The organism is Verrucomicrobiota bacterium (assembly GCA_027622555.1).
Classification (GTDB): domain Bacteria; phylum Verrucomicrobiota; class Verrucomicrobiia; order Opitutales; family UBA2995; genus UBA2995.
Map to the genome: position 1 here is coordinate 21,068 of JAQBYJ010000023.1, position 23,488 is coordinate 44,555.

Annotated in this window: 15 protein-coding genes; 5 read left to right on the forward strand and 10 right to left on the reverse strand. The window is 48.2% G+C overall.

Features of this window, described 5'->3' with window-relative positions; translation table 11 throughout:
- Positions 1 to 71: 71 nt before the first annotated feature.
- Positions 72 to 1,871, forward strand: a complete 1,800-nt coding sequence (locus O3C43_08220) for an arylsulfatase (GenBank protein ID MDA1066473.1) — start codon at positions 72 to 74, stop codon at positions 1,869 to 1,871.
- The gene (locus tag O3C43_08225; protein ID MDA1066474.1) at positions 1,858 to 4,215 is read left to right on the forward strand and encodes an alkaline phosphatase D family protein; all 2,358 of its coding nucleotides are present in this window, start codon (positions 1,858 to 1,860) and stop codon (positions 4,213 to 4,215) included. Before O3C43_08220 ends, O3C43_08225 begins: the two co-directional genes overlap by 14 nt.
- Before the next feature lie 236 nt (positions 4,216 to 4,451).
- Here the strand turns inward: O3C43_08225 and O3C43_08230 are convergent, their stop codons facing one another.
- From O3C43_08230 to O3C43_08275, 10 genes are all read right to left on the reverse strand, one after another.
- Complete coding sequence (locus tag O3C43_08230; protein MDA1066475.1) at positions 4,452 to 5,447, reverse strand: hypothetical protein; 996 nt, start codon at positions 5,445 to 5,447, stop codon at positions 4,452 to 4,454.
- Positions 5,444 to 6,346, reverse strand: coding sequence for a ThuA domain-containing protein (locus tag O3C43_08235; protein MDA1066476.1), 903 nt, complete (start codon positions 6,344 to 6,346; stop codon positions 5,444 to 5,446). The genes O3C43_08230 and O3C43_08235 overlap by 4 nt, the downstream gene beginning before the upstream one ends.
- An 89-nt stretch (positions 6,347 to 6,435) precedes the next feature.
- Positions 6,436 to 8,427, reverse strand: a complete 1,992-nt coding sequence (locus O3C43_08240) for a sulfatase-like hydrolase/transferase (protein ID MDA1066477.1) — start codon at positions 8,425 to 8,427, stop codon at positions 6,436 to 6,438.
- A gap of 13 nt (positions 8,428 to 8,440) precedes the next feature.
- The gene (locus tag O3C43_08245) at positions 8,441 to 9,979 is read right to left on the reverse strand and encodes an arylsulfatase (GenBank protein ID MDA1066478.1); all 1,539 of its coding nucleotides are present in this window, start codon (positions 9,977 to 9,979) and stop codon (positions 8,441 to 8,443) included.
- 11 nt (positions 9,980 to 9,990) lie between these two features.
- Positions 9,991 to 11,427 carry a sialate O-acetylesterase gene (locus tag O3C43_08250; protein MDA1066479.1) on the reverse strand — a complete coding sequence of 479 codons (1,437 nt, stop codon included), beginning with the start codon at positions 11,425 to 11,427 and terminating at the stop codon, positions 9,991 to 9,993.
- An 86-nt stretch (positions 11,428 to 11,513) separates the two neighbouring features.
- Positions 11,514 to 12,509, reverse strand: a complete 996-nt coding sequence (locus O3C43_08255) for a sugar phosphate isomerase/epimerase (protein MDA1066480.1) — start codon at positions 12,507 to 12,509, stop codon at positions 11,514 to 11,516.
- 51 nt (positions 12,510 to 12,560) lie between these two features.
- Positions 12,561 to 13,277: a DUF2182 domain-containing protein gene (locus O3C43_08260; protein ID MDA1066481.1), complete on the reverse strand. Its 717-nt coding sequence runs from the start codon at positions 13,275 to 13,277 to the stop codon at positions 12,561 to 12,563.
- 55 nt (positions 13,278 to 13,332) lie between these two features.
- On the reverse strand, positions 13,333 to 13,983 hold the full coding sequence (locus O3C43_08265) for a DUF1326 domain-containing protein (protein MDA1066482.1): 651 nt from the start codon (positions 13,981 to 13,983) through the stop codon (positions 13,333 to 13,335).
- Between the two features lie 301 nt (positions 13,984 to 14,284).
- Positions 14,285 to 15,085: a hypothetical protein gene (locus tag O3C43_08270; GenBank protein ID MDA1066483.1), complete on the reverse strand. Its 801-nt coding sequence runs from the start codon at positions 15,083 to 15,085 to the stop codon at positions 14,285 to 14,287.
- 97 nt (positions 15,086 to 15,182) lie between these two features.
- The gene (locus O3C43_08275) at positions 15,183 to 17,090 is read right to left on the reverse strand and encodes a S8 family serine peptidase (protein MDA1066484.1); all 1,908 of its coding nucleotides are present in this window, start codon (positions 17,088 to 17,090) and stop codon (positions 15,183 to 15,185) included.
- A gap of 226 nt (positions 17,091 to 17,316) precedes the next feature.
- On the opposite strand from O3C43_08275, the gene O3C43_08280 reads away from it, so the two are divergent.
- The 3 genes from O3C43_08280 (at position 17,317) to O3C43_08290 (ending at position 23,480) form a co-directional block, all read left to right on the forward strand.
- The gene (locus O3C43_08280; protein MDA1066485.1) at positions 17,317 to 19,908 is read left to right on the forward strand and encodes a DUF3604 domain-containing protein; all 2,592 of its coding nucleotides are present in this window, start codon (positions 17,317 to 17,319) and stop codon (positions 19,906 to 19,908) included.
- A 75-nt stretch (positions 19,909 to 19,983) separates the two neighbouring features.
- Complete coding sequence (locus O3C43_08285; GenBank protein ID MDA1066486.1) at positions 19,984 to 21,204, forward strand: hypothetical protein; 1,221 nt, start codon at positions 19,984 to 19,986, stop codon at positions 21,202 to 21,204.
- 107 nt (positions 21,205 to 21,311) lie between these two features.
- The gene (locus tag O3C43_08290) at positions 21,312 to 23,480 is read left to right on the forward strand and encodes an acylase (GenBank protein MDA1066487.1); all 2,169 of its coding nucleotides are present in this window, start codon (positions 21,312 to 21,314) and stop codon (positions 23,478 to 23,480) included.
- The last annotated feature ends 8 nt before the right edge of the window (positions 23,481 to 23,488 follow it).

Genomic DNA, 23,488 nt, shown 5'->3' on the forward strand with positions numbered 1-23,488 from the left:
GGTAGAAAATCCAGATTTGGAATTGGACGTTACTTCGTTTTTATCAAAGAATGCGAAATATACCCTAAACTATGAAAACGCAGATTTTTTGTCTATTGCTACTACTTGGTTTCCCAGTCTGCACTTTTGCAGCAGACTCGCGTCCCATTCGACAGGCTTCCGACTTCGCTCAAGAGCTTCGACGGGACACGCAGGACAAGCCTAATATCATTCTGGTCCTCACCGACGACCAGGATTTCTATGATCTGGGATTCCACGGAAATCCGGAAGTCGATACGCCCAATATCGACAAATTTGCAAGCGACTCCCTGGAGATGGGACGTTTTTATGTCAGCCCACTTTGCTCGCCTACCCGTGCTAGCATTATGACAGGTCGTTCGCACCAAAGAACAGGTATTCTGCATACTTCACGCGGTGCCACACGTCTGGCCGACGATGAAACTACCATCGCCGAAATATTAAGTACAGCTGGCTACCGCACGGGTGTATTCGGAAAATGGCACCTGGGTGACAACTATCCAAGCCGCCCACAGGATCAGGGTTTTGAGGAAACGTTTTACCACAAGTCGGGAGGGATAGGTCAACCACCCGACGAGGACGGTAGTTATTGGAAACCGGTCGTTTACCACAATGGCGAACGCGAGGTGCATGACCGTTATTGCACAGATCTGTTTTTTGACAAAGCGATCGAATACATTCAACGAGAGGACCACCGCCCTTATTTTGTCTATCTGCCGACCAACGTGCCTCACGGCCCGAACGATGTGGATCAGGAATACTACCAACCCTTTATGGACAAGGGCGTAAACGAACAGACGGCACGTATTTATGGCATGGTGAAAAATCTTGATGAAAACTTCGGGCGATTGATGGAAGAACTGGAACGATCGGGCGATAAAGAAAACACCCTGGTCATCTTCATGTCCGACAATGGCGGAGTGAAGCGTGTCGGTTTCCAGGGAGATTTCCGAGGACACAAAGGGGACATTTACGATGGTGGAATTCGGGCTCCATTCTTTGTGCGCTGGCCAACGGGAATTTCGTCCAAACAAAAGCTGAATACCATCGCTGCTCATTATGATCTATTACCGACTTTCGCCGCCTTAGCCGGAGCAATACTCCCAAAGGGCCTGGAGCTGGACGGAAGAAACATATTACCGCTTTGGACAAAAGGGACGGTCGGAGAGTTAAAGGAACGCACTATTGTCATTCAATTTGTGAAGTCCATTGAGCAGGCATTGTATAAATGCGCATCGATCATCAACCAGGACTACAAATTGGTACTCAATCCCGAGTCGGCCTTTGATAGTAGCTTCGTAGCGAACCGAGATGCAATTGAGCTAGCACTTTACGACATCGCAAATGATCCGGGTGAATCAAAAGACATAGCTGTGAAACACCCGAAGGTCGTAGAAAAGCTGCTAAGTGATTATGAAGCTTGGTATTCTTCGGTCAATGCATCGCGCAACATGCAACCGGGACGTATCCACATCGACCCGACAAAAGAGGATCCGGTTCACCTATCGCGTTATCAGGAAGGCTATCATTGGCATCACGATAGTTTACCTGAAGGATGGATGCTGAATGTAATTAAAGAAGGAATCTACCGCCTTCATATTACCGATAGTAACAAGTATCCCTTTACCCTTACCGATTTCTGGAAGGAACATCCAGAAGCCACTGTATCTGTGCTATGGAAACATAACAAACGACATATCCCCATTGAACCCGGAGCTGCCTATATAGACATACATCTTGATTCAGGCATCGGACGATTGGATGTCTACTTCAACATGATAGTAGACAGAAAAGTCGTAAAAAACTGGAACGGCGACATCACCATCGAATACCTACCTTATGAAATTCCTTAAAACTGTATTGGCCACTGCACTCACAATTGCAGGGCTTTCCTGTAGCAAATCAGAAACACGTGACCAAGGGTTACCAGCCCTCACATCGCAAGTAACCCGCACCTGGATTGGCCCGGAGTATTGGACGAATCCATTGATGAACTGGCAGCTTTCCGATGATCGCCTGGAGTGCACCCATGGAGGCTGGAACAACGAGCTCCACTCTCTGACGCATCAATTGAAAGACTCAGCTGGCGACTTTGAAATGACTGTCCAACTGGGATTAATGGATCGATCAGTCGTTTCTGATGCTCAGGAAATTTTTGCCGGATTCAAATTCGCAGCTCTTGGCGCTGTAAACGATTACCGGAACAACCTGATGCATGATTTCTCTGCGGGTCACGCTGAAGAACTCCAACGTATTCGTCCTGTCATGGCAGGCATTACGAACCGTGGACGTTTGATGATCGAGTCGACGTTTTCTGAACAGGTTTTGTCGGACGAGGTTTTAAAACATTCAGAGCTAAGAATGAACGTATCGCATTTTGGTAATACAGTAACCGTCCAGCTCACTGTTAGCTCTGAGGGAGTTGAGATCGCTCAACTGGAAAGCGAGTTGACCCGAGAATCCTTAACAGGAAATATCGCCCTCGCCTGTCATCCTATCGAAGTGCCGATTCGCGCACGCCATGACCATACTGACCCCGATCATCAGACCTTTTGGTTTTCTGATTGGGACATGAGTGGTGACAAAGTTTCGGCAAACCTGGATCAAACGTACGACCCGATCCTATGGACCCAATACACGGTCCAGAATAAGGTGCTCAAACTCATGGCCTTCCTCGTACCCATGGAGAGCGAAGCAAGGAAGATAGTTGAACTTCAAGTTAAGAAGAAAGATGCGTGGGGAACAGTAGCGGAAAGCGAAATGGACCCCCTTTCATTGATTGCAAATTTCCGGGTAGAAAATTGGGACACGTCTGAAGAAAAGGAATACAGAGTTAGTTATTCATGGAAATCGGCTCAGGGGTATAAAGCCTCAAGCTGGGGAGGAATCATCAGGAAGGATCCAGTGAACCAGGACCAAATATCCATGGTCGGGCTTTCCTGTTCGAATTCCGATTTTTTTCCCAATCAATTCCTTGAAGAGAACCTGTTAGCTCAAGACCCAGACCTCGTCTTTTTTGCAGGTGACCAGATTTATGAAACGAACGGGGGGTTTGGGATTGTTGTCGCCAAGACAGAGGCAGACCTTCCACGTGCATCATTGAATTATTTAGGGAAGTTTTGGTCGACCGGACTCAGCTTTCGCAAATTGATGAAGGATCGACCGACGGTCATGATACCGGATGATCACGATGTGTACTCCAACGATTTATGGGGCAAGAATGGTACACGCATGACAGGTGATCCCGACGTCAATGACATGCGTTGCTTTGGCGGTTACCGTATGCATCCAGAATGGGTGAAGATGGTGGAACATACACAAATGGGACATCATCCGGATCCCTACGATCCTACCCCTGTTGCGCAGGGAATTGGCGTTTACTACACCAGTCTCGATGTGGGTGGAGTCAGCTTCGCTTTGATCAATGATCGAAAGTTTAAATCCGCTCCAGGTGATATACTCGAAGCAATGGAACCCTTATTCCAAATGCGCGGAGAAAAAAACTATTCAAAAATGGATACGATTAACGAAGAGGAATTCGACACTCGGGCACTCGACCGCGAAGACCTAACCCTACTGGGTAAACGTCAGCTCGACTTCCTCAAAGACTGGGGTTCCAGTTCAACAAAACTCAAAGCTGTATTGTCTCAATCGCCCTACTGCCAACCTCATCATCTGATGGTAGCCGACTTCGATTCCAATGGCTGGCCACAGTCTGGCCGAAAGCGCGCCTTGGAAGTGATTCGCGACGCCAATGCGATCATGGTGCATGGAGACCTGCATTTTTCCACCCTGGTCCAACAAGGAATCGATGACTGGGAAGATGCTGGATGGAGCTATACTCTCCCTGCAGTCTCCACCGCGATGCACCGCGCCTGGAGGCCAAAAGTGGATGGCCAGAACCGTCAACCCGGCGCGCCCGATTACACAGGTCGCTTTCTTGATGGCTGGAAGAACAAGATTACGATTTGGGCAGCGGCCAATCCTCACACTTTTCTTATCGAGGATGACTTTGAAGGCGACGGTCGCCCACTACTCGACTACATGCGCGATGGGGGCCTCGGTTACGGCATAGTTCGTTTCAAAAAAGGGGAAGACTCAGTAACCTTTGAAAGCTGGCCGATCTTTGGACAGTTTAAAGGTGTCGCGTCACACAAACAGCATCCGGGGTTTCCGAAGACGGTGGAGATGCAGTAGGATCCATTCACAAATACAAAATAAAAAAACTGTAGGAGCGGCTTTACGCCGCGATCCATTTGATCGTGCCAAGCTGGGGCTTGGCGTTCCCAGGAAAATCACGGCGTAAAGCCATAGCCTTAAACGCAACTGCCAAAACTTCAGTGGGTAAATTGCATGACTGTAGGAGAGGAGCTTGCTCCCGAAAACGAAGCTCTTTTGATTCACGAATCGGGAGCAAGCTCCTCTCCTACATATTAATTACCGGTCATCTTCTTCAACGCCTCGTAATAAACCGGGTCATCCGCCGTGCCGTTAAAGATAAAGGGATCGTGCTGGTTTAACTTCTGTAGCATCAGACCATAAGCTGCCTCACTCTGCACCGTGGCCAGCATCTTGGCCACCGCTTCAACTCCCTCGGTGGCGTCTTCATTACAAACGACGGCCTTTCCATACCGTTTCAGCACCGCGACCTTGGCTGGAATATCTTCTACTTTGGTCCCGTTCCAGTGAGGTAGTAAAAAGTCGCAGACCTCAGCCACTACCGGATCAATGAAGCCGGAACCCAATCCGCTGGTACTGATCAACAGTTGCGGGGCGGTTTCCTTCGCCAATCGAACCAGACTGGCCTGCCCTTCGGGATCCCGGATGATTGATTCCTTATACCCTGGATGCCCATACTCGTTGGCGATTTCGACAACCACGTTGGTGAATTCTTTTTCCTGGATCCATTGAATGGCATTTACCACTCCGGCATAGATGGCCGATTCGCCATCAAGTATCTTGTGCTGCCTTTGGTAATAGAATCCCAGGATAACCACCGCACCATTTTCATCACAGGCCCGAATGACTCGCTCGATCCGGGCCATGTATTCAGGCCGCAATGATCCGTCGGGATTAAAAGCTGAATTCACCGCCCCCTCGTAACCCGGCATGCCTCCCTGCAGATTCAGGGTAAACGCATTCACTCCCGAGGACACATAATCAGGGATCGCAGCGATAAACTCATCCGTATTGGCTTCGGCATCGAAGTCCTGCCGGCTACGGTCTTCGAAAGTGGCGTTCACCATCCGGGAATTCATAAGTAAACCCTCAGCTTCAGAACCGGGATTGGTTATCTTGCCATTAATCAACCAGCCAGTGCCATTAATCGAGACAGAGGTCGAAGTTCCCTTCTTTGAACAAGAGATTAGCAAAAGCGCTATCACTTGGAACAGTACAGGTGTCGAAAACAGCCAAGCAATATTTCTCATTTTGTTTTCGGTACAAACTCCATCGACTCTGGCTCGAAGGCCTCCAGATCCGGCAGGGTGGTTTGGACACCGTCGTCAGGAACTTCCACTTTAGCCGACCAGAGGATGCTGTTTAGAATAAACTTTCGCAGGTCCTCGTTCAGCCAGTTCTTGTAGAAATGAGGCATGGTAATTCCTATTCCGCGCCCGGTATCCGGCCGTTCGGTACCCCAGGCGATGATTTCACGTTTAGGGTTTTCCGGCGGCAGCAGGGAAGTTGCCACAGCAAATGCTCCAGGCAAGAGCTGATTGTTATCCGGACCGAAGTAGATATTGATATACGGTTCCTCGCGCAGGGTAAATGTGTTCCATCCGCAAGCGATGGGATGATCTGAATCAGCTGCCTCGATGGTGGCATCGTAGTGGCGGGCAATGGATTGGTGGTGATCGCACTTGGCCGCGAAGTAGCCGCCCATCCAGTGCAGCAGCGGATGATCTCCATCAGGACCCATGTCTTCGTTCTGCAGACCCACACCGTAGTGCACGCACACCAGACCACAGCCACGGTCCATCATACTGGAAATGTCCTTCATCGCTTGTTCTGAATCCGCCAGATGTTCCCCGGGAAAGTTGTCTCCGATAAATACGATGGAAGCATATGCATCGAGTGACTGAGAAACTTCCGACCAGGCATACACCACATCCGCTTCAAAGCCCGGCACATTCTCCATGTGTTCGAGGCAGTATTTGATTAATCGGGCCCCAGCGGCGACTTCGTGTGTCCCAGGAGCATGGTTACTTGGGCCAACGACAATGAGGATCCGAGTAGCGTTGCTCTGTTCTTGGACAGCCGATGGGGAACAGGCAGTGAAGAGAAAGAGGGTGATTAGGGATAAGAAAATGGCTGATAGAGTTTTCATTAAGAATGATGATTAATTTGAACTGTAGGAGGGGCTTTATGCCCCGATTTTTCGAAAAGCCTAAAAGAGATCGGGGCATAAAGCCCCTCCTACAGTTGGTTAGGCGTTTTCAACAAGGCGTTGAGTTCGTTTTCAAAATATCCAGCCAACTGCACTTCGGGATTATGAACCAGTTGATTGATCTTGTAGTAAATCTTGTGATTCCCGTGACTCAACTGGAAACCCAGTTTCCCGGATCGTGGTCCGGCAAGATTCTTAACGGCAGAGCAGATCCTTCCGTTGAGTGCTATCCAGATACGGTCATCGACGGCCATCACTTCCAGATGATTCCATCGCTCGGCTCGGACGATGTCATCTCCCCGATCATTCATATCGATCATTCCAGGACCACCCGACTGGTAGAGTTTGCCCCAAAGAATACCTTCAACAGGAGACACCCCCAAGTCGGCCTGGTAACTGGTATCGTCGTTCGCTCGAAATACGACACCACCATTCCCATTGAACGCAGTCTGTTTAACATCAATCGATAGGTAGAAGTCCTCCACCTCGACATCGGACCACAAATACTGACTTTCCGGGACCTCGGATCTCGATCCGGCAACAATAGAGCCCTCCTCTACCGACCAATTTTCGGGATTCTTGGAACTCCAACCGCTAAGGTCCTTTCCATTGAATACTCGTTCATCAAACACCTGGTTATTACGTGCCAGCCAACCTCCAGGCTGAGGAGTCGCATCACGCGTCACGTCCCGATACCATACCTTGACCTGACGTAGCATATCAGCTGTTCGGTCTGGAAATCTAACCGCCAGATTGTTTTGTTCACCCAAGTCTTTCTCAAGATCGAAGAGATACAGTGTCTCGTTTTCGAACGTTCCCGGTTTGGCGTTTGGATGATCCACCACAAGTTTCCAATTTCCATCGCGCATGGCTTCCTGGCGGTTCCCGCCGTTGCCGATATAGGACCAGAAAAGGGGTCGATGAGGCAGAGATGACTCAGATAAAAACACAGGTGAAATATCTACCCCGTCCAGTAGATGGTCTTGAGGCAAAGTTGCTTTGGCCAAATTCAACATGGTCGGCATTAGATCAATACTAATTCCCAATTGATCTGTTTCCGTACCCGCCTTAACGCTACCTGGCCACCAGGCGAAGGCCGGGACACGATGTCCACCTTCCCAAAGCGCTCCTTTGGTTCCGCGCAAGTCAGGAAAATTGGAATAGTTCCTGGATGTCCCACCGTTATCTGAAAAGAAAAAAACCAACGTGTTTTTATCCAGATTTAATTCGATCAATTTCTCACGCAATTGCCCGACCCCCTCGTCAAGAGCATCACTCATTTCCTGAACCAAGCCCACATCCGGATAACGAATCATGGCATCGTTTGTGTGAAGTCTTTGAGGGACATCCCCTGGTCCTTGATAAGGGGAATGCATGGCTTCATGAGAGACATAAAGACAAAATGGTTCGTCTTTATGGCGCTCTACAAAATCGAGTGAATACTTATTGATCAAATGAGTCACGTAACCTTCTTCATGTACCTCCTTTTTACCGTGCCACCAGTCGTGTTCAAAGTGATCCCCTATGTGGTTAATGAAATCATCATTTCCGCCATGGTAGCCAATAAACTCATCAAAGCCATGGTTCTGCGGATGATACTTGGGCTGTTCATTTGCGTACCCCAAATGCCACTTTCCGATTATCCCAGTTGCATACCCCGCATCCTGCAAAGCTTCGGCAAAGGTGATCTCCTCCCGTTGCAACCCCTGGTAATGTACCGGGTGTTGGCTATAAGGATGAACAATGGCCTCAACACCGGTTCGTTGCTGGTACCGACCGGTCAACAAACCAGCACGCGTTGGTGAACAAACGGGGCAGCTGGAATGGAAATCAGTAAACTTCATTCCCTCTTCCGCCAATCGATCAATCTGAGGTGTTTTGTAGTGAGGATTTCCGTAAGAACTGAGTCCGGCATAACCCATATCATCGACCATGATGATAATGAAGTTTGGCTTGTCCTGGGAATGAGATTGAAAACAAAAAGCGAATACAAAAAGCAATAGGGGTAAGATGGACTTCATATGGGATAGGGGTTTAACGAGTTACACTGCTTCCATTCTCACGAATCGCTGTAAGTTGTGCACGCATCTCGACGGCTCGTTCCGGATATTGCGAGATGAGATTCGTTCGCTGGGACAAATCGTTTTTTATATTGAAAAGCCAGGCTCCCTCTGGTGCGTCTCTGGCATAGTCGGCCTGATCTTCGTACCACTTGGTTGGTTTGCTGATCTCACCGGTCTTCGCATCGATCAAGACCCAATCATCTTTTCGAAATGCAAAGCCATTTTCGTTGGTGTTCTGCACGGCATGATCGCGTATTGGGTTCGTTGATTCTCCTAGCCATACCGGTAATTGGTTCATGCTATCATGAGCAACTTCATTGGAGAGATCATGCCCCGTTATCTTCGCCAAGGTCGCAAGTAAATCCACTTGATGCGTGAGTGCATCGGTCACAGAACCTGGCTCGATTCTTCCAGGCCATTTGACTATAAATGGAACACGATGGCCGCCTTCCCAAATATCGCGTTTGAGTCCACGCAATTCACCACTACTCCAGTGGTCGTACTTTTCCAGGCGAGCATGAGCGTACTTTTCCGGACCATTGTCAGCGGTGAAGATGACGATGGTGTTTTCGGCCAACCCGTTTTCTTCCAAGGCTTTCATGACCTGACCCGCAATCCAATCCACTTGGTAAACAAAGTCGCCAAAACCTCCCGCTTCCGATTTTCCGATAAATTCTTCGTTCGGAATAATGGGCGCATGCGGTGCGGTGAGAGGAAAATAAACAAAGAAGGGAGTATCCGCATTTTGCTTACTAATATACTCCACTGTTTTCTCAGCGATAGTTGGAAGCACATCTCTGGGATCCCAACCCTCAACCATGGGTCCGGGGCGAAACTCCCAACTGCCTTCCTCCGTTTGACGAGAACCCATGTCCATAAGCGCAGTTGGAGCTTCCACGACCCTGTCGCCATCCATCCAGGCGTAGGGTGGAAAATTAATCGTTCCATCTCCGTAGTAGGTATCGAATCCCTGACTGAGCGGCCCACCCGAAACGGGTTTAGACCAATCAATATCTTCTGGCCCGAAGATTTCCCGTTTGCGATCATCGATTACCGGTTCAGCGTCGGACTTCATTACGGTTTCCCAATTCCAGCCTAAGTGCCATTTACCGAAACACGCCGTTTTGTAACCCTGCGCTTTAAACATGCGCGCCATCGTGAATTCGTTTTCTTCAAATGCGGAAGGCCCGAAGGACTGAACAATACCATGCATACGCCGCCAATGATAGCGACCGGTTAACAGGGCATAACGACTGGGCGAACAAATCCCCGAAGAACTGTGACCGTCCGTAAACCGCATGCCCTCGCGGGCAAGCTGGTCAAGGTTGGGTGTGGGGATTTTTGAATTCGGATTCTGTATCGCCAGATCACCATGCCCCATATCGTCGGCATAAATAATGACGACATTGGGAGGACGGGATTTAACCGAACCCGTTTTGGTGGATTCGGTGCCACATCCTGCAATGAAAAACATTAGACAGGTAAGGAGAAAAATATAGGAGTATCTCATTTCAAAGGTATTTATTGATCCCAGTCATCGGTTCGGAAAGAAGATACAGCAAATCCATTCACGCTGAATAGATTTCCTTGAACCCAGTTGGTAAACCCGTAGCGGACCGCCACAGGTGCTGCAACTTTCTCAGAAGAAACAAGTAACTCGTCTCGATTGGCCGCCTGACCTCTCGCCGGATAAAATATGCGATCCTCACCGGCAATTTCCAGTCCGTTAACTTCGCTTCCTTCGATATAAAGACCTTGCCCTGCATTTTTGAATCTAACGCGAATCCGGCTTCTCTCAATTTGCATGGAATCGTAGGCCGGAGATCCTTTTGGAAACCCCTCGACTCCATAAGTATTGGCCAAAGCGAGAGTGGCCAAGCGCTGACCGACGGGAATCTTGAATGGAGGATGAATATCGTTTTCCAAACCCAGGTCTAGAATCACTGCCGTTGCGGCATTGGGTATCCTTTCAGGAACTTGCATTTGTGCCTCACGCACAAGAGCCGAATTACCTCGATCAGGCGGATACGTAAACGGAGCTATTTGAACAATGTAGAACGGAAAGTCTCCTACTCCCCAGCGTTCACGCCAATCAGATACCATGCCACCAAGAAGTTCCGCATATTCAGAAGAATTTACTACATTGGCTTCACCTTGATACCATATCGCACCGCGAAACGTATAAGGAATCAGCGGATGAATCATGCCGTTGTATAAGGCGGACGGCATGTGATTAGGTCCCGTCCTCACAGATATATCAGCAGCCTTCTCAAGGTAGTAACTATTGGTCTCTGTTTTCCCAAGTGCCTTGAATTTTTCTTTGGAAATCCAAGTCTCAACGTTTGACCCTCCCCAAGCACTTTGTATAAGGCCGATGGGCACGTCGAGGTAATCATTCAATTCTTTCCCGAAAATGTAGCCTACGGCAGAAAATGCGGCAGCCGTCTCATGATCACTAACCGACCATTGCGCAGAGATATCGGCCTGAGGCAGCGATTCTGATATTTCCGGCAATTTCAAAAGACGAACATCAGGACGATTTGCCGATTTAATAATGGAAAACCCATTTTCAATGGGACCGCCCGCACGACCGCTTAGTAAACGTGCCATATTTGACTGCCCGGAGCATATCCAAACTTCGCCGAGACACACATTCTTAAATTCCAAAGTATTACCCGCCTTTACTTGCACCCACTCGCCGGTCGAGGCATCACCCGTTGGAACATCCACACGCCATTTGCCGGCCTTATCGGCCTTCGTCCTAAAGGTTTCCTTGGTCCAGGTAACCTGGATTGAAACCCGCTCATCCGGATTAGCCGTACCATAAATGGCAACATTGGTGTTCCGTTGCAGAACCATGTTGTCGCCAAATACAGACGGCATGCTGAGCTTACCCGAAACAGCCGAACAAATTGCTAGCAAAGTAACACTTAGAATTGAGAGTATTTTGATTTTCATAGATGAGATAAGTCTTCGAAATCCAATCCGGAAAAATCCAGGCAGTCAAACTCTGCGTACGTGGCACTTACGGACTGCGATTAACTCTACCCAATAAACGGAGCAAACACTTCCCTGCTCTTCGCATGAGAGATTTCATGAGCGGCAAGAGCATCCATCGTATCAAGTGACTTTTCTTCGACCGCCTGTTCCATAGTAACAAGAGGACTAACACCTAATTCCACGAGTTCGCGGGTGAGACGAACGTAATCAATATCTCCGTCTCCGAAGGCTTCTGTCCATATACCGTCCCGTGATTGGCGAATGTGCAATTCGACTATGCGATCACCGTAAAGTTTGACGATATCGTGTAGGGCAACGTTTGAATCACCAGCTCCGCGAAAAGCCCAATGAGCATCCAAACACAACTTTACATATTCGGGATTAGTCGCGGACAACATATGGTGCACTTCCCGGGCACCTTCCCTGAACTCGGGATCGTGAAAATGGTAGGCCAGCGACATGCCTTCCGAATGGATGGCTTTACCAAGGTCTTCCAAAGCATCCCGTTGGACAGCAAGCTGATCGTCGGTCTTGTTTTCCGGTCCTCCCCAACGAATGGGGCTCGGATTTGTGACAACAATTTTCGTACCCATGCGTTTCTTTGCACGACGCACGATTGCCATAGCCCAATCGATCGACTCTTTAGCCTTTTCGGCCTCATGTAATTCGCTGTTTACATAAACCGAGATCATTCCCAGGTCCTGCTTTTGTAGTTCGCTGGAAAGTGTATCCACGTAATCCAAAGACTTCAAATTGGGCTCAAGACAATCCGCTCCACTCTTCTTTATTTCACTAATAGTAAAAGCCAAATCAGCATCGTAGTCGCGACCCTGTCGTTTATAAAAAGTCCCCCATGGGTATGAATTGGTGGCAAGCGGCATAGGTGTAATCGATTTATTGTTTCTCGCAGAATGAGATTTGGCCGACGCCTGATTTGTTGAACCCAGGAGAGCTGCTCCGGCCAGCGCTCCACTTACTCCTTTGAGGAAGGTTCTTCTGTCGGGTGAGCTGTGGGATGAAAGCATGTCGTCGTTTTTCATAAGATCGACGCGTACATTAAGCTGCAAACTCTAGGTCAAGCAACCACACAATTAAACAAAGAAAAACAACGCTCCGGCAACAATCATGACCGCGCCCATCCACTTTCCGCCTGTAGCCCCAATTGGAAGCACCTTCTCGAGCAGCACGAAAATGGTGATGGCAGCGATCCAGACAATGTTCATAACGCCACCGACAAAGAGAAGAAGCATAATCAGCCAACAGCATCCCAGGCAAAAGGCTCCATGAGACAGGCCCATTCTGAGAGCTCCGAAGGTTCCGGTTCGCCAATGACCGGAAATAAACTGAAAGGGCGATCGACATTGCTTTAAACAGGCGTCCTTGACGGGTAACCACTGGTAGATTCCCGCCACGATTAACAACCCGGCACCCATCCACGGACTGTTCGACACCATCATAGGTGACAACAATGCCGCTTCATCCAATCCCCATTGCGAGAGGGTCGCCAGCAAGCTGAATACAACCCATATAATTAAATAGCCTACCGTAAAAACTCCCGTAGAAGCAATTGGAGCTCCCTGATCTTTTGCCTTTCTGGCGGCGGTAGCATAGATAAGAACCATGGGGGCCACGGATGGCAGCATCATCCCCACCATCATAACAGACCACATAGTGAACATCATCCAAAAATAATCAGCGGTCCAATCAGGAATTTGCATCATGCTCATATCCATCATGGCCCCCATGTCTATCGCCATATCGACCAGATAGATCCAACAAAGTGCCGTCACACCAACAAGTGACGCCACGATTGTAATCAAATCCCTTTGCGGGAGACTTCGAACACCATTCACTCAGTGAATTTTAAAAAGGTATTTTCTGATCCCTAATTACTCCATCCTGATTCATATGGAGAACATTAAACTGGGCATAGGTATTTTCAAAACCCATTTGCAGACCGGCCGTCACACGCGATCTGCCATTCCCTAATTCGGCATACATATACTCAAATCCATTAGGATTGTAGATACCTCGCCGATCGTCTTCACCACTGAAGGGATTTTTCAGCGGTTCACCGGTGGATTCAATGAGTCCATCAACATGATGGTGCGCTCTGCGTGCCTTCATATCAATTTCCAGCTCAATGGGAGCAAAAAGCGTATCGAGCACTTCGGACATGGTCGTGGCGAAAACCCAGAAAATAGTAGCTCCCGGAGCAGTAGATTGACCTGTGGCGATTTTACTGATGGCAGCCCGTTGATCTTCGTTGGTGCTCTCATCGATGATAAGCTGACACTTCCCGTTTCCATCGGCTATCTCGCCGGGCCATTTCATGAGAACACTGAATTTAACGCCGTCCAGAGAAGTATCGTTAAAATAGCCTTCCTCTATTTTGAAACCGACTACGGCTTCACAGAATCCTTTGGTTGAAGGCGCATTAAACTGACAGGGGCATCCATGTGAGCACGGGCAGTTTCCGAACTCCAAGCCTTTGATCATCCATTTATCTTCCATTGGATCGAATTGTTGAAAATTAAGTTCGGTATTCTGGAGATGAAATGCGTTGAATACCCCATATCCAGGTAGATGGTAAGAGAATGGTAATATTTGTTTTTCTTGTAAAGGTTGATGTTCAATTTACCGGCCTAAGCTTCAACTTTACACGCTAGAATTGAAAAAAACTTTATATGCAATGGCTACGGGAACGCATGCTTTCGGATGTGGAGGGGAAGGCCACATTATATACAAGGATCAAACTTATAGGCGGTACCAACTACTGGAAGAGATGGATCGTAGTCGAGATCTGCTCATCAACTCAATATTCTTCATGCCAGGGCGGACGTATGATTCGATACCCTTCTGGCACCCGTTGAAAATATATACCGCCTGCTTCGTAATATTCGACTTCTTTAAACCAGACGCTTGAGGCATGCGTTGGTAGTGAAGTGGCGACAGCACCGAGAGTTATCTCTGACCAGACGAGTCCATTGGAAGTTATTTTAAACAATTCTCCTTCATCGATTAGAAATTCTTGGCCGCTTACCCAGATCCGAGGATAGTCTTCGTATTTACTACTCACTGTCCGGGTAACAACCGTGCGGGTCCTTGGAACAGATATATAGGGATCCGAAACCACCACATAGCCTGTGTTATAAGGACGGTAGTAGCGACTTCCATGAGTATAATAGGTAAGTCCACCCACTACACAACTTGAGTATCCAAACGGGAGGCTGCTGTAGTAGCCGCTATAACTTGATCCATAGCGGCTGCCATACCCGTAACTGCTGCCGTAGTAACCACTGCCAATACTTATACTGAAATTAGACGATGGGCGGTAATGGCTCGATGGATAGTAATGTCGCGAAGATCCGTAACTGGAATATCGTGATGGAGAATGGTATTTGTGGCTGGATCCATAGCGGCTGCTATGTCCGTAAGAATGACTACTATTGTGACTACCACTATGCCCACTTGAGTGCCCATAACTACTACGACCTGAAGAATGACTTGAACGGCTTCGCGAGTCTCCTCTATCTGCCGACGCATCTGGAATCAAAGCCAACGGAGTTGACAGTGACATTGCCAACAGGAGTGTTTTTAAGGCGATTGCTTTCATGATATCTAAGATTAATTGGATTTTGTGCAATTTGATGGTTAATCACGTTGTGGAGATAAAAGTTTCATAATATTCGTAATTTTTCGATGAAATTCGCCTATTTTTTAACGCGTAAACTCAACATATTCAGGGACCTCTGCGGATTTATTAGGAATCGACGCCCGTCTGGTGATTTATCGACACCTAAATAAATAAGTTGTTTCAGCTCTTCTGGCCCAAGTTCGGGAGCAATTGCCAGTAATTTCCCAGCAAGATTGGTCACATTGGGTGCAGCCATGGAAGTGCCCGAAAACGCCATCCGAGTTCCCCCTGGCACATAACTATCCACTTCAAATCCGCTGGCATGTGCACGTACATTTTTACCGTAACTGGTAAAGCTGGTTTCTTCACCCGCCTGATCTACAGCCCCGACGACCAGCACATTTGGCAGGTCCATCGAACTGGGTATGATTTTATTGAAATCCACATCCTCATCGGAGTTTCCCGCAGCAGCAACAAACAGAATCTCTGGAGCACTAGCCATTGCATCGACAAGCCCATCGTAACCTATTTCAAACAACACACGGGCAATCTTTGCACGTTGATCAGGATTGTCTCCTACCCCGTTTGCTTCAAGAGCCGCTTCAATACCGGCTTGGCTACCTCCCCAACTCATATTGACCACCCGCACACCGGTCGCTTTAAAATACTCCACGGTTGCTGATGCACTTTCTGCTTCTCGAAAGGTTTGTTCCAGGGTCGGTTCATCTGGGATCATTTCATGACCAAAGGTTAGACGGGCTGATTGAATCCTTGCGGCCGGATTCCCAGAAGCAGCAATCCCAGCCACATGCGTACCGTGCATAAAATTACCAAACAGACTAAGTGATTCAAAAAACGGTTTGTAGTCATCTTTACTGAGACTTGAAATAATCTTTCGAACTTCTGAGGCTTCTTCACTATCAACAGCAGCCTGCAGATCGCTCAGACCTTTCGAGTAAGCTCTATTTTTAGGATATATTTCCAATTCATCGCCGGTCAGGGGATAGAGAGTTGAGGTATCCGGAAACGAATTTTTGTCCCATGCAATTCCGTGCAAATCATCTACCCAACCGTTATTATCCGTATCCTGGCCATCCAGACTTTCGTACGGGTTAACCCACAATTGCCCGGTTGATTTGAAAATATCAGTATCAACCCCACTATCCCATATACCAATGACCACAGGCGTTAGATCTGAATATCCGTGTAGATCAACCTCCCTGGATTTCCAAATATCTTCTTTGATCACCCGATTGGCTTCAATGTATTGGCCAGTCACAGAAACAATCTGCGGACTGAAGGCTAAAACGTGATCGATCATTAATTTGATACTGGCCAGGCTTTCAACGTCGCCCAATGCCAGCTTCTTGTTCTCGTCTATGGCTACCTGCATCTGATTTTCCAAACTGCCGAGGTAAAGATTGCGTGTAAGAAACTGAAAAGTCCCATTCATTTGCTCGATGGAATCTTGCACAACATCCCAGGGAAGCACGTTAATCATCTCGGCGAAAATCGACTCGAAGATGGATGTATTTTCTTCAACCGATTTCCCTTTTTCAGTTAGTTGGGTCAGGATAACAGCTTCCACAATCAGTCCTGATATTAAACGATCGGCCGGTTTATCCTGCATTTCACGAATCGTTTTTATCCTCGCAAGTGATGCCTCGAAATCACCGGCAAGAAAATCCAAAGTCCTCAACGTTTGTAAATAGGCTCGAAGCGTGGCCTGATCCTGAATATCAAAGACCTCCAATTGCCGTTCAATTTCCTCTCGGAGTTTTCCCAGAAATGGCGCTAAAAGCGCTTCATCGTCCAACAAGTCCACTGCCTTCCCCTCGAAAGGATAAGCCACCCGAGGTAACTGGTCTGCTTCCGTGATAACCGTCTTTTCTTTGGTTTGTGCAGAAACAATAGGGACCCAAAAGCTTAAGCTCGGAAATAGCAGAAAAAACCAAAAAAAGTAACGGGTTGCGGAAGATTTCATTGCAACATATCTTGCGAGCAATTGCGGAGTTATCAATTGGTTTCTATTAAACGGATTGGATTTTCGAAATCCGTAAACAGAAATAAAGTTCTCAGAAGCTGATGTAGGTTAATGTGGCTGAGAAAAAAAGGTAAGTAACCCCCTCTTGAATCTTGTTGATCCAAACAACCAGACAATAGTATCACAAAGTTAACTAACCTAGAATATCAACCAAAACCTATCAACCATGCAGCCTCGTAAAATGAAATTTCAATCAGTCCCAATCTTGCTGCTTCTTCTACCCTTCTGGGGGATCAGCAAGGCTCAGGAAAATACTGCAGAGGATTATCTGGAACCTTCCTTTCGCACTGAGGTGGATCAATTGAAGGCTGATGCGAAAAATACGCCAACCAATCCATCCAATGTTCGGGACCGAGCGAAAATCCTTCTCGAATGGGGAAACGCTTTCGCGTTGGCCCAGGGTCCTATCCCGGATGAGCTAACTCTGACAACCGCCATAGGGATCCACTCCACAGAAGCAACTCAACGAGGTCGTATGGTTTACCATTATATGGATTCCAACATTCATGAGCTCAGCCTGCGCGAAGCAGATGCGAATGCAATCGGTACATTGAAAGCTTCAACCTCCGGTCCCTTTCGTGCTGACGGATATGCGTCGTTTGAGCAAATCTATACAGTCGGAGCCCAAGGCATGCGTGTCGGCGGAGGGATCCAGGTAGCAAAACATGCGTTGAGTAATTATGCTCAAGCTCAAACCGAGAACCCGGCAGCCGATAATTATGTCACCGCTCGATCCTCAAATCCTCGGGCACGATTCACCGAGGGCACCTATCCGGTGGTAGGTATGTATGGAGGATTTCGCGCACCGGATCCGACTCCGATGTTTCGACTCTCGGGTTCAGAATTGAAAGAAGGCGATACGATCGTGGTTACATACGGAGACACTTCCGGAGGAAGCCCCGGGTATCGTGTGCAAAATTTCTCAAATGATCGCGCCGCTTTTCCACTCTTTGTGGACCTGGATGGAACGGATCGATTCCTAACGCTTCCCCTTCAGAACATTCGAATAAGCGGAACGGATGTTGCCGGTGTTCATGGATTTGTTCCTTCGGTAGTAATCCCCGGGGAGAAGTTCACACTCTCCGTTCGATTTGAGGATCGCTTCGCTAATAAAGCGGAACCGCCCTTTCCTGATTTGGAAATCCGATTAAACGGCAAAACCTTCAGAAAGTTGAACTCTGTTATCGAAGGCATCATGCTTCTAGAAGGATTGGTGTTAAACGATCCGGGAGTTTACCGATTCAGTTTCCATGCGAACGACTTTGAGGGCGTGGCCAATCCGATACTGGTAGATGCGAACCCTGATAATCGCATCTACTGGGGCGACACGCACGGTCATTCAGGCATGGCTGAAGGCGCTGGCACCGCCGACGGTTACATGCGCTTTGCCAGAGACGAAGCCCGCTTGGATTATGTGACTCATTCCGAGCACGACATCTGGCTGGATGACGGTGAATGGGAAACGCTTCGGGAAAATGTCGCTCAGTATTATGAACCCGGGGTATTTATTCCATTCCTGGGTTACGAGTGGACTCAAAATAATGACCTGGGCGGCCATCATAATGTTCTATTTCGCACCCCGGAAGGTCGCATTAGAATACAGCGACAGTTGTATCCAACCCTATCCGGAATGTATAACGGGTTGCGCAACCACCACGATACGAACGATGTCGTTATTATTCCACATGCGCATCAGGCAGGCGATTTCAGACAGAGCGATCCCGACATGGAGCACCTGATCGAAATCATGTCCGGCCACGGCACCTTTGAATGGTTTGGTCACATGTATCTACAACACGGCCACGAGGTCGGCTTCGTCGCTGCTTCAGACGATCACCTGGGTCATCCAGGCTATTCGGCACCGCGATCCAGCGGGATCGCACAGCGTGGAGGCCTCGGCGCACTCATGGCACCGAAGAAAACACGGGATGCATTGTTCGATGCGATGAAGACCATGCATACCTACGCTACCACAGGTGATCGAATTATTCTAAAGACTGAAGTCAATGGAGCCAGGATGGGAAGCCGTACAGATTACGCAGAAAAGAGAACTATCAAAGGTCGGGTTATCGGAACTGCACCCATCGATACCATCACCGTTATTAAAAACGAAAAGGAAATCTGGAGCAAAAATTACTTCAACTCAGTAACGGAAGGGAATGGTCCACAAAAACTGCAGCTTACCTTTTATTCCGATTCCAACCCTTATCATCCCCAAGACAATCCACGAGGCTGGCGATGGTGGAATGGCACACTCAAAGTTAAGGGAGGAACTTTGGTGGCGGCCTCGCCTACGGATCACGTGAACCCCAATTACCAATCCTTTGAGATCGATAAGAATGACGCCAACCTCGTCCACTTCCGAACCGCAACCCGCGGAGATAGCACGTCCATCAACCTGCTTATTGACAACATGAATGCAGACACAGTGATTGCTCTGAATTTAGAAGAAGCGAATGAAACGGGAGGCGCACCTCAAATTTATCGCCGCCACGGAAAAACACCAGCTTGGGATATTCATTTTGATCTACATCACCTGGATGAGCATCCCCTGGAAGAGACCCGTGACTTTCAGGCATGGACAGACAGTGTCACTTTGAGACGTGTGGTGGAGGCTGGTGTTATGGAAACAGAATTCGAGATTACAGATACCGATTCACCACGCCAGGGAGACTACTATTTTGTCCGAATTAAACAGGCGAATGATGCCTATGCCTGGTCCAGTCCTACCTGGATTGGCGGTAATGCCCCAGATTGATTTTAAGAGGCGCATTGTGAAAACCTGTTCTACTTCACACATATTAATATGGTACTATTTTAACTAAGAGGAATATTGGACACACCAAATGATAGAAGCGTCGCCAAATTCCCCCATCATCACAACGATGGTAGGGCAGCAGCGTCCTCGCTGCGCCGTGTATTTCCAGTGATTCCAGCGGCAGTTCCGAGGAGCTGGGTGACGACAAGACCGGCAGTTCTACTGACCGGACCACGGAGATGCTTTTGCCCTACCTATTCAAGTTTCAGGAAGCACGAGGTAGGCCTTGAAAATCCTGAATATCTCCCAGCACAAAATAGTTTCTATCTCTTAGGAATCTTCCTTATTTTCCTTTCACTCTTTATCCGCGTCCATGGCGCAGAAATCCCGACTGTTACCCGTCTGGGAAATGGACCTATTATCACTCAGAACATGGATAATCGCATGGGTGGAAACGTCCAGGGTCCGTCTCTGATAAAAGTCCCAGAATGGGTTAAAAATCCACTCGGGAAATACTATCTATACTTTGCCGATCATCGAGGAACCTATATTCGTTTAGCCTATGCAGACGATTTATCGGGCCCATGGTCCATACATGAATCCGGCTCACTACAGTTAAAGAATTCCTTCTTCCCAACCTCAGTGCCCAAGGAATTGGAAAACTCCCCTTTTGCCTATGCACACATTGCATCGCCCGATGTCCATGTGCGGGAAGAATTACAGGAATTCGTTATGTACTTACATGGCTGGGATCTTCTTGGAGGTGCGGGCACTCAGTTCACAAGGTTGGCAACATCAAAGGATGGAATCCATTTTGAAGGTCGCCCGGAAGTATTGGGAAGACCTTACTTTCGCGTAACCAAACATCGTAACTACTATTACGCGATGGCGATGCCTGGGTATTTGTATCGATCCAAAGACGGAAAAAGTGGATTCGAGCCGGGGCCACGATTTTTCAACGACAACATGCGCCACAATGCTCTCTTGGTCAGGAACAATACCTTGTACGTCTTTTGGACTCAGGTCGGTGATGCGCCAGAACGCATATTCCTATCGACGATTGAAATGAAAGGAGATTGGTCGACTTGGCAAACATCGGATCCAACAGAGCTATTACGCCCGGAACGAAAGTGGGAAGGAGCAGATTGGGAAATCAAACCATCGGAACGAGGCTACGTAGGTGAACGCGTCAATCAGTTGCGCGACCCAGCCATTTTCGAAGAAAACGGCGAAATTTTCCTTCTATACTCAGTCGCTGGAGAAAGTGGCATCGCGATTGCAAAACTTGATTTCTGACTGGGATCCTTGACTAGCGAAAAGATCATCCATTTAATCATTATTAATAGCTGAATTCCTTCCAACAGCCCCAAAATAACATCAGCAATTTCACGCCTATCACCTCGATGCTCAGATTTGTATTCCCCGCCCTTCTGCTTTTCCTGACTTCCTGCATCAAACCATCGAATGATTCAGATGTATCACGCCTGGAGGAACGGTCAAATCGCGTTACCATCATCAGGGATGATTTCGGTGTTCCCCATATCTATGGCAAGACAGATGCTGATGCGGTCTTTGGTATGCTGTACGCTCAATGTGAAGATGACTTCAACCGGGTAGAGCAAAATTACTTGTGGGCGATAGGCAGGCTGGCAGAAGTAGAGGGGGAGAAAGCACTTTTCAGCGACCTGCGTGCACGTCTTTATATGACCCAAGCAGAAGCGATCGCAGCCTACAATAATGCACCCCTTTGGTTAAAGCAGCTCTGCGATGCGTTCGCTGACGGAATCAATTGGTACCTTCATACGCATCCGGAAGTAACACCTCGATTGCTGACACAATTCGAACCCTGGATGCCCATGTATTTCAGTGAAGGCTCCATCGGTGGGGATATTGAACGCATAAGACTACAAGGCATAGAAAACTTTTACGGCGGCGAACCTCCGACTCAAACCCTACCCAAATCAGCTGGAACGAACCGGGAGTTCAAAGAACCTGGCGGCTCTAACGGATTCGCCATCGCCGGTAAGCTCACCGAATCCGGCCATGCGATGCTGCTTATCAATCCACACACCTCATTCTTTTTTCGAGGCGAAATTCACGTAGTCAGCGAAGAAGGCTTAAACGCCTACGGCGCCGTTACCTGGGGCCAGTTTTTTGTTTACCAGGGCTTCAATGAAAATACCGGCTGGATGCACACCTCAACCGGGGTGGATTTCATGGATCAGTTTGTGGAAGATGTATTCACAAAGGAGGGACAGCTCTTTTACCGCTACGGAGAGGAGATCCGACCGGTTCAAGTATCAGAAGTCACGTTGAAATATAAAGATGGCGACACGCTATCCGAACGAACGTTTCCCATGTATCACACGCATCACGGACCTGTGACGCATATGGAAGATGACCGGTGGGTAACAACGAAAATAAACTGGGACCCGGTCAATGCACTCCACCAATCATTTATCCGGACAAAGCTTAGCGGCCATGACGAATTTCGAAAGATGATGGATATCCGGACCAACTCGTCCAATAACACCGTATACGCGGACTCTGGTGGAAACATCGCTTATTACCATGGCAACTTCGTGCCGAGACGCGATCCAGCATTTGATTTTTCTAAGTCAGTGGATGGCAGTAATCCTGCAACCGACTGGCAAGGACTTCATAGTGTAGATGAACTGGTCACCTTTTTAAATCCGGACAACGGCTGGATCCAAAACTGTAATTCTACACCGTTTACGTCGGCAGCTGAATTCAGTCCCAAGCAAGAAGACTATCCCCGTTATATGGCACCTGATGATGAGAACTACCGTGGCATCCATGCCGTGCAGGCCTTGAGAAAAGCTTCAGGCTTAACCTTAGATAAACTCATTGATCTAGCCTACGATTCCTACCTGCCTGGCTTTGAGGCAGTCGTTTCAGGCCTGATAGTAGCCTATGGCGAGTCCAAGGATTTACCTGAAGAGACTGAGAAGGCTTTAAACATGCTTAAAAACTGGGATCTCCGAGTAGCCGTTGATTCCATTCCGATGACCTTGGCTCACTTCTACACAATGACGCTTCTTGAAAATGGATCTGTCTCCGCCAGACCCACAATGGACCAGTTAGAATCCCTGGCAACCGGTCCTAATCCAGCCAACCGGAGAGACGCATTTGAGGAAACTTTGACAACCCTTCGGGAGGACTTTGGTCGCTGGGATGTCCCCTGGGGTGAGGTAAATCGTTACCAGCGGCTCAATGGCGATATTGTTCAGCCGTTCAATGACAACGAACCATCCTTGCCTATCGGGATGGCATCCGGACGCTGGGGTGCCCTGGCATCATTCGGTGCAAGTCAGTACAGCGGGACCAAGAAAATCTATGGCACAAGCGGTAACAGCTTTGTCGCTGTTGTCGAATTCGGAAAAAAAGTGAGAGCGAAAAGTATGTTGGCTGGTGGGCAAAGCGGCGACCCTGAATCCCCTCATTTTGACGACCAAGCTCAACGCTATGCTGACGCGAAGTTCAAAGAAGTTGCCTACTACAGAGAGGATGTGGAGAAGCGTGCGACTCGAACCTACCATCCCGGTGAGTAGGAAAACCA

Bases quoted from the DNA above. Each gene is read 5' to 3' on its own strand.
- O3C43_08220 (MDA1066473.1), top strand. From the start codon at position 72: ATGAAAACGCAGATTTTTTGTCTATTGCTACTACTTGGTTTCCCAGTC.
- O3C43_08225 (MDA1066474.1), top strand. From the start codon at position 1,858: ATGAAATTCCTTAAAACTGTATTGGCCACTGCACTCACAATTGCAGGG.
- O3C43_08230 (MDA1066475.1), bottom strand. From the start codon at position 5,447: ATGAGAAATATTGCTTGGCTGTTTTCGACACCTGTACTGTTCCAAGTG.
- O3C43_08235 (MDA1066476.1), bottom strand. From the start codon at position 6,346: ATGAAAACTCTATCAGCCATTTTCTTATCCCTAATCACCCTCTTTCTC.
- O3C43_08240 (MDA1066477.1), bottom strand. From the start codon at position 8,427: ATGAAGTCCATCTTACCCCTATTGCTTTTTGTATTCGCTTTTTGTTTT.
- O3C43_08245 (MDA1066478.1), bottom strand. From the start codon at position 9,979: ATGAGATACTCCTATATTTTTCTCCTTACCTGTCTAATGTTTTTCATT.
- O3C43_08250 (MDA1066479.1), bottom strand. From the start codon at position 11,427: ATGAAAATCAAAATACTCTCAATTCTAAGTGTTACTTTGCTAGCAATT.
- O3C43_08255 (MDA1066480.1), bottom strand. From the start codon at position 12,509: ATGAAAAACGACGACATGCTTTCATCCCACAGCTCACCCGACAGAAGA.
- O3C43_08265 (MDA1066482.1), bottom strand. From the start codon at position 13,983: ATGGAAGATAAATGGATGATCAAAGGCTTGGAGTTCGGAAACTGCCCG.
- O3C43_08270 (MDA1066483.1), bottom strand. From the start codon at position 15,085: ATGAAAGCAATCGCCTTAAAAACACTCCTGTTGGCAATGTCACTGTCA.
- O3C43_08275 (MDA1066484.1), bottom strand. From the start codon at position 17,090: ATGAAATCTTCCGCAACCCGTTACTTTTTTTGGTTTTTTCTGCTATTT.
- O3C43_08280 (MDA1066485.1), top strand. From the start codon at position 17,317: ATGCAGCCTCGTAAAATGAAATTTCAATCAGTCCCAATCTTGCTGCTT.
- O3C43_08290 (MDA1066487.1), top strand. From the start codon at position 21,312: ATGCTCAGATTTGTATTCCCCGCCCTTCTGCTTTTCCTGACTTCCTGC.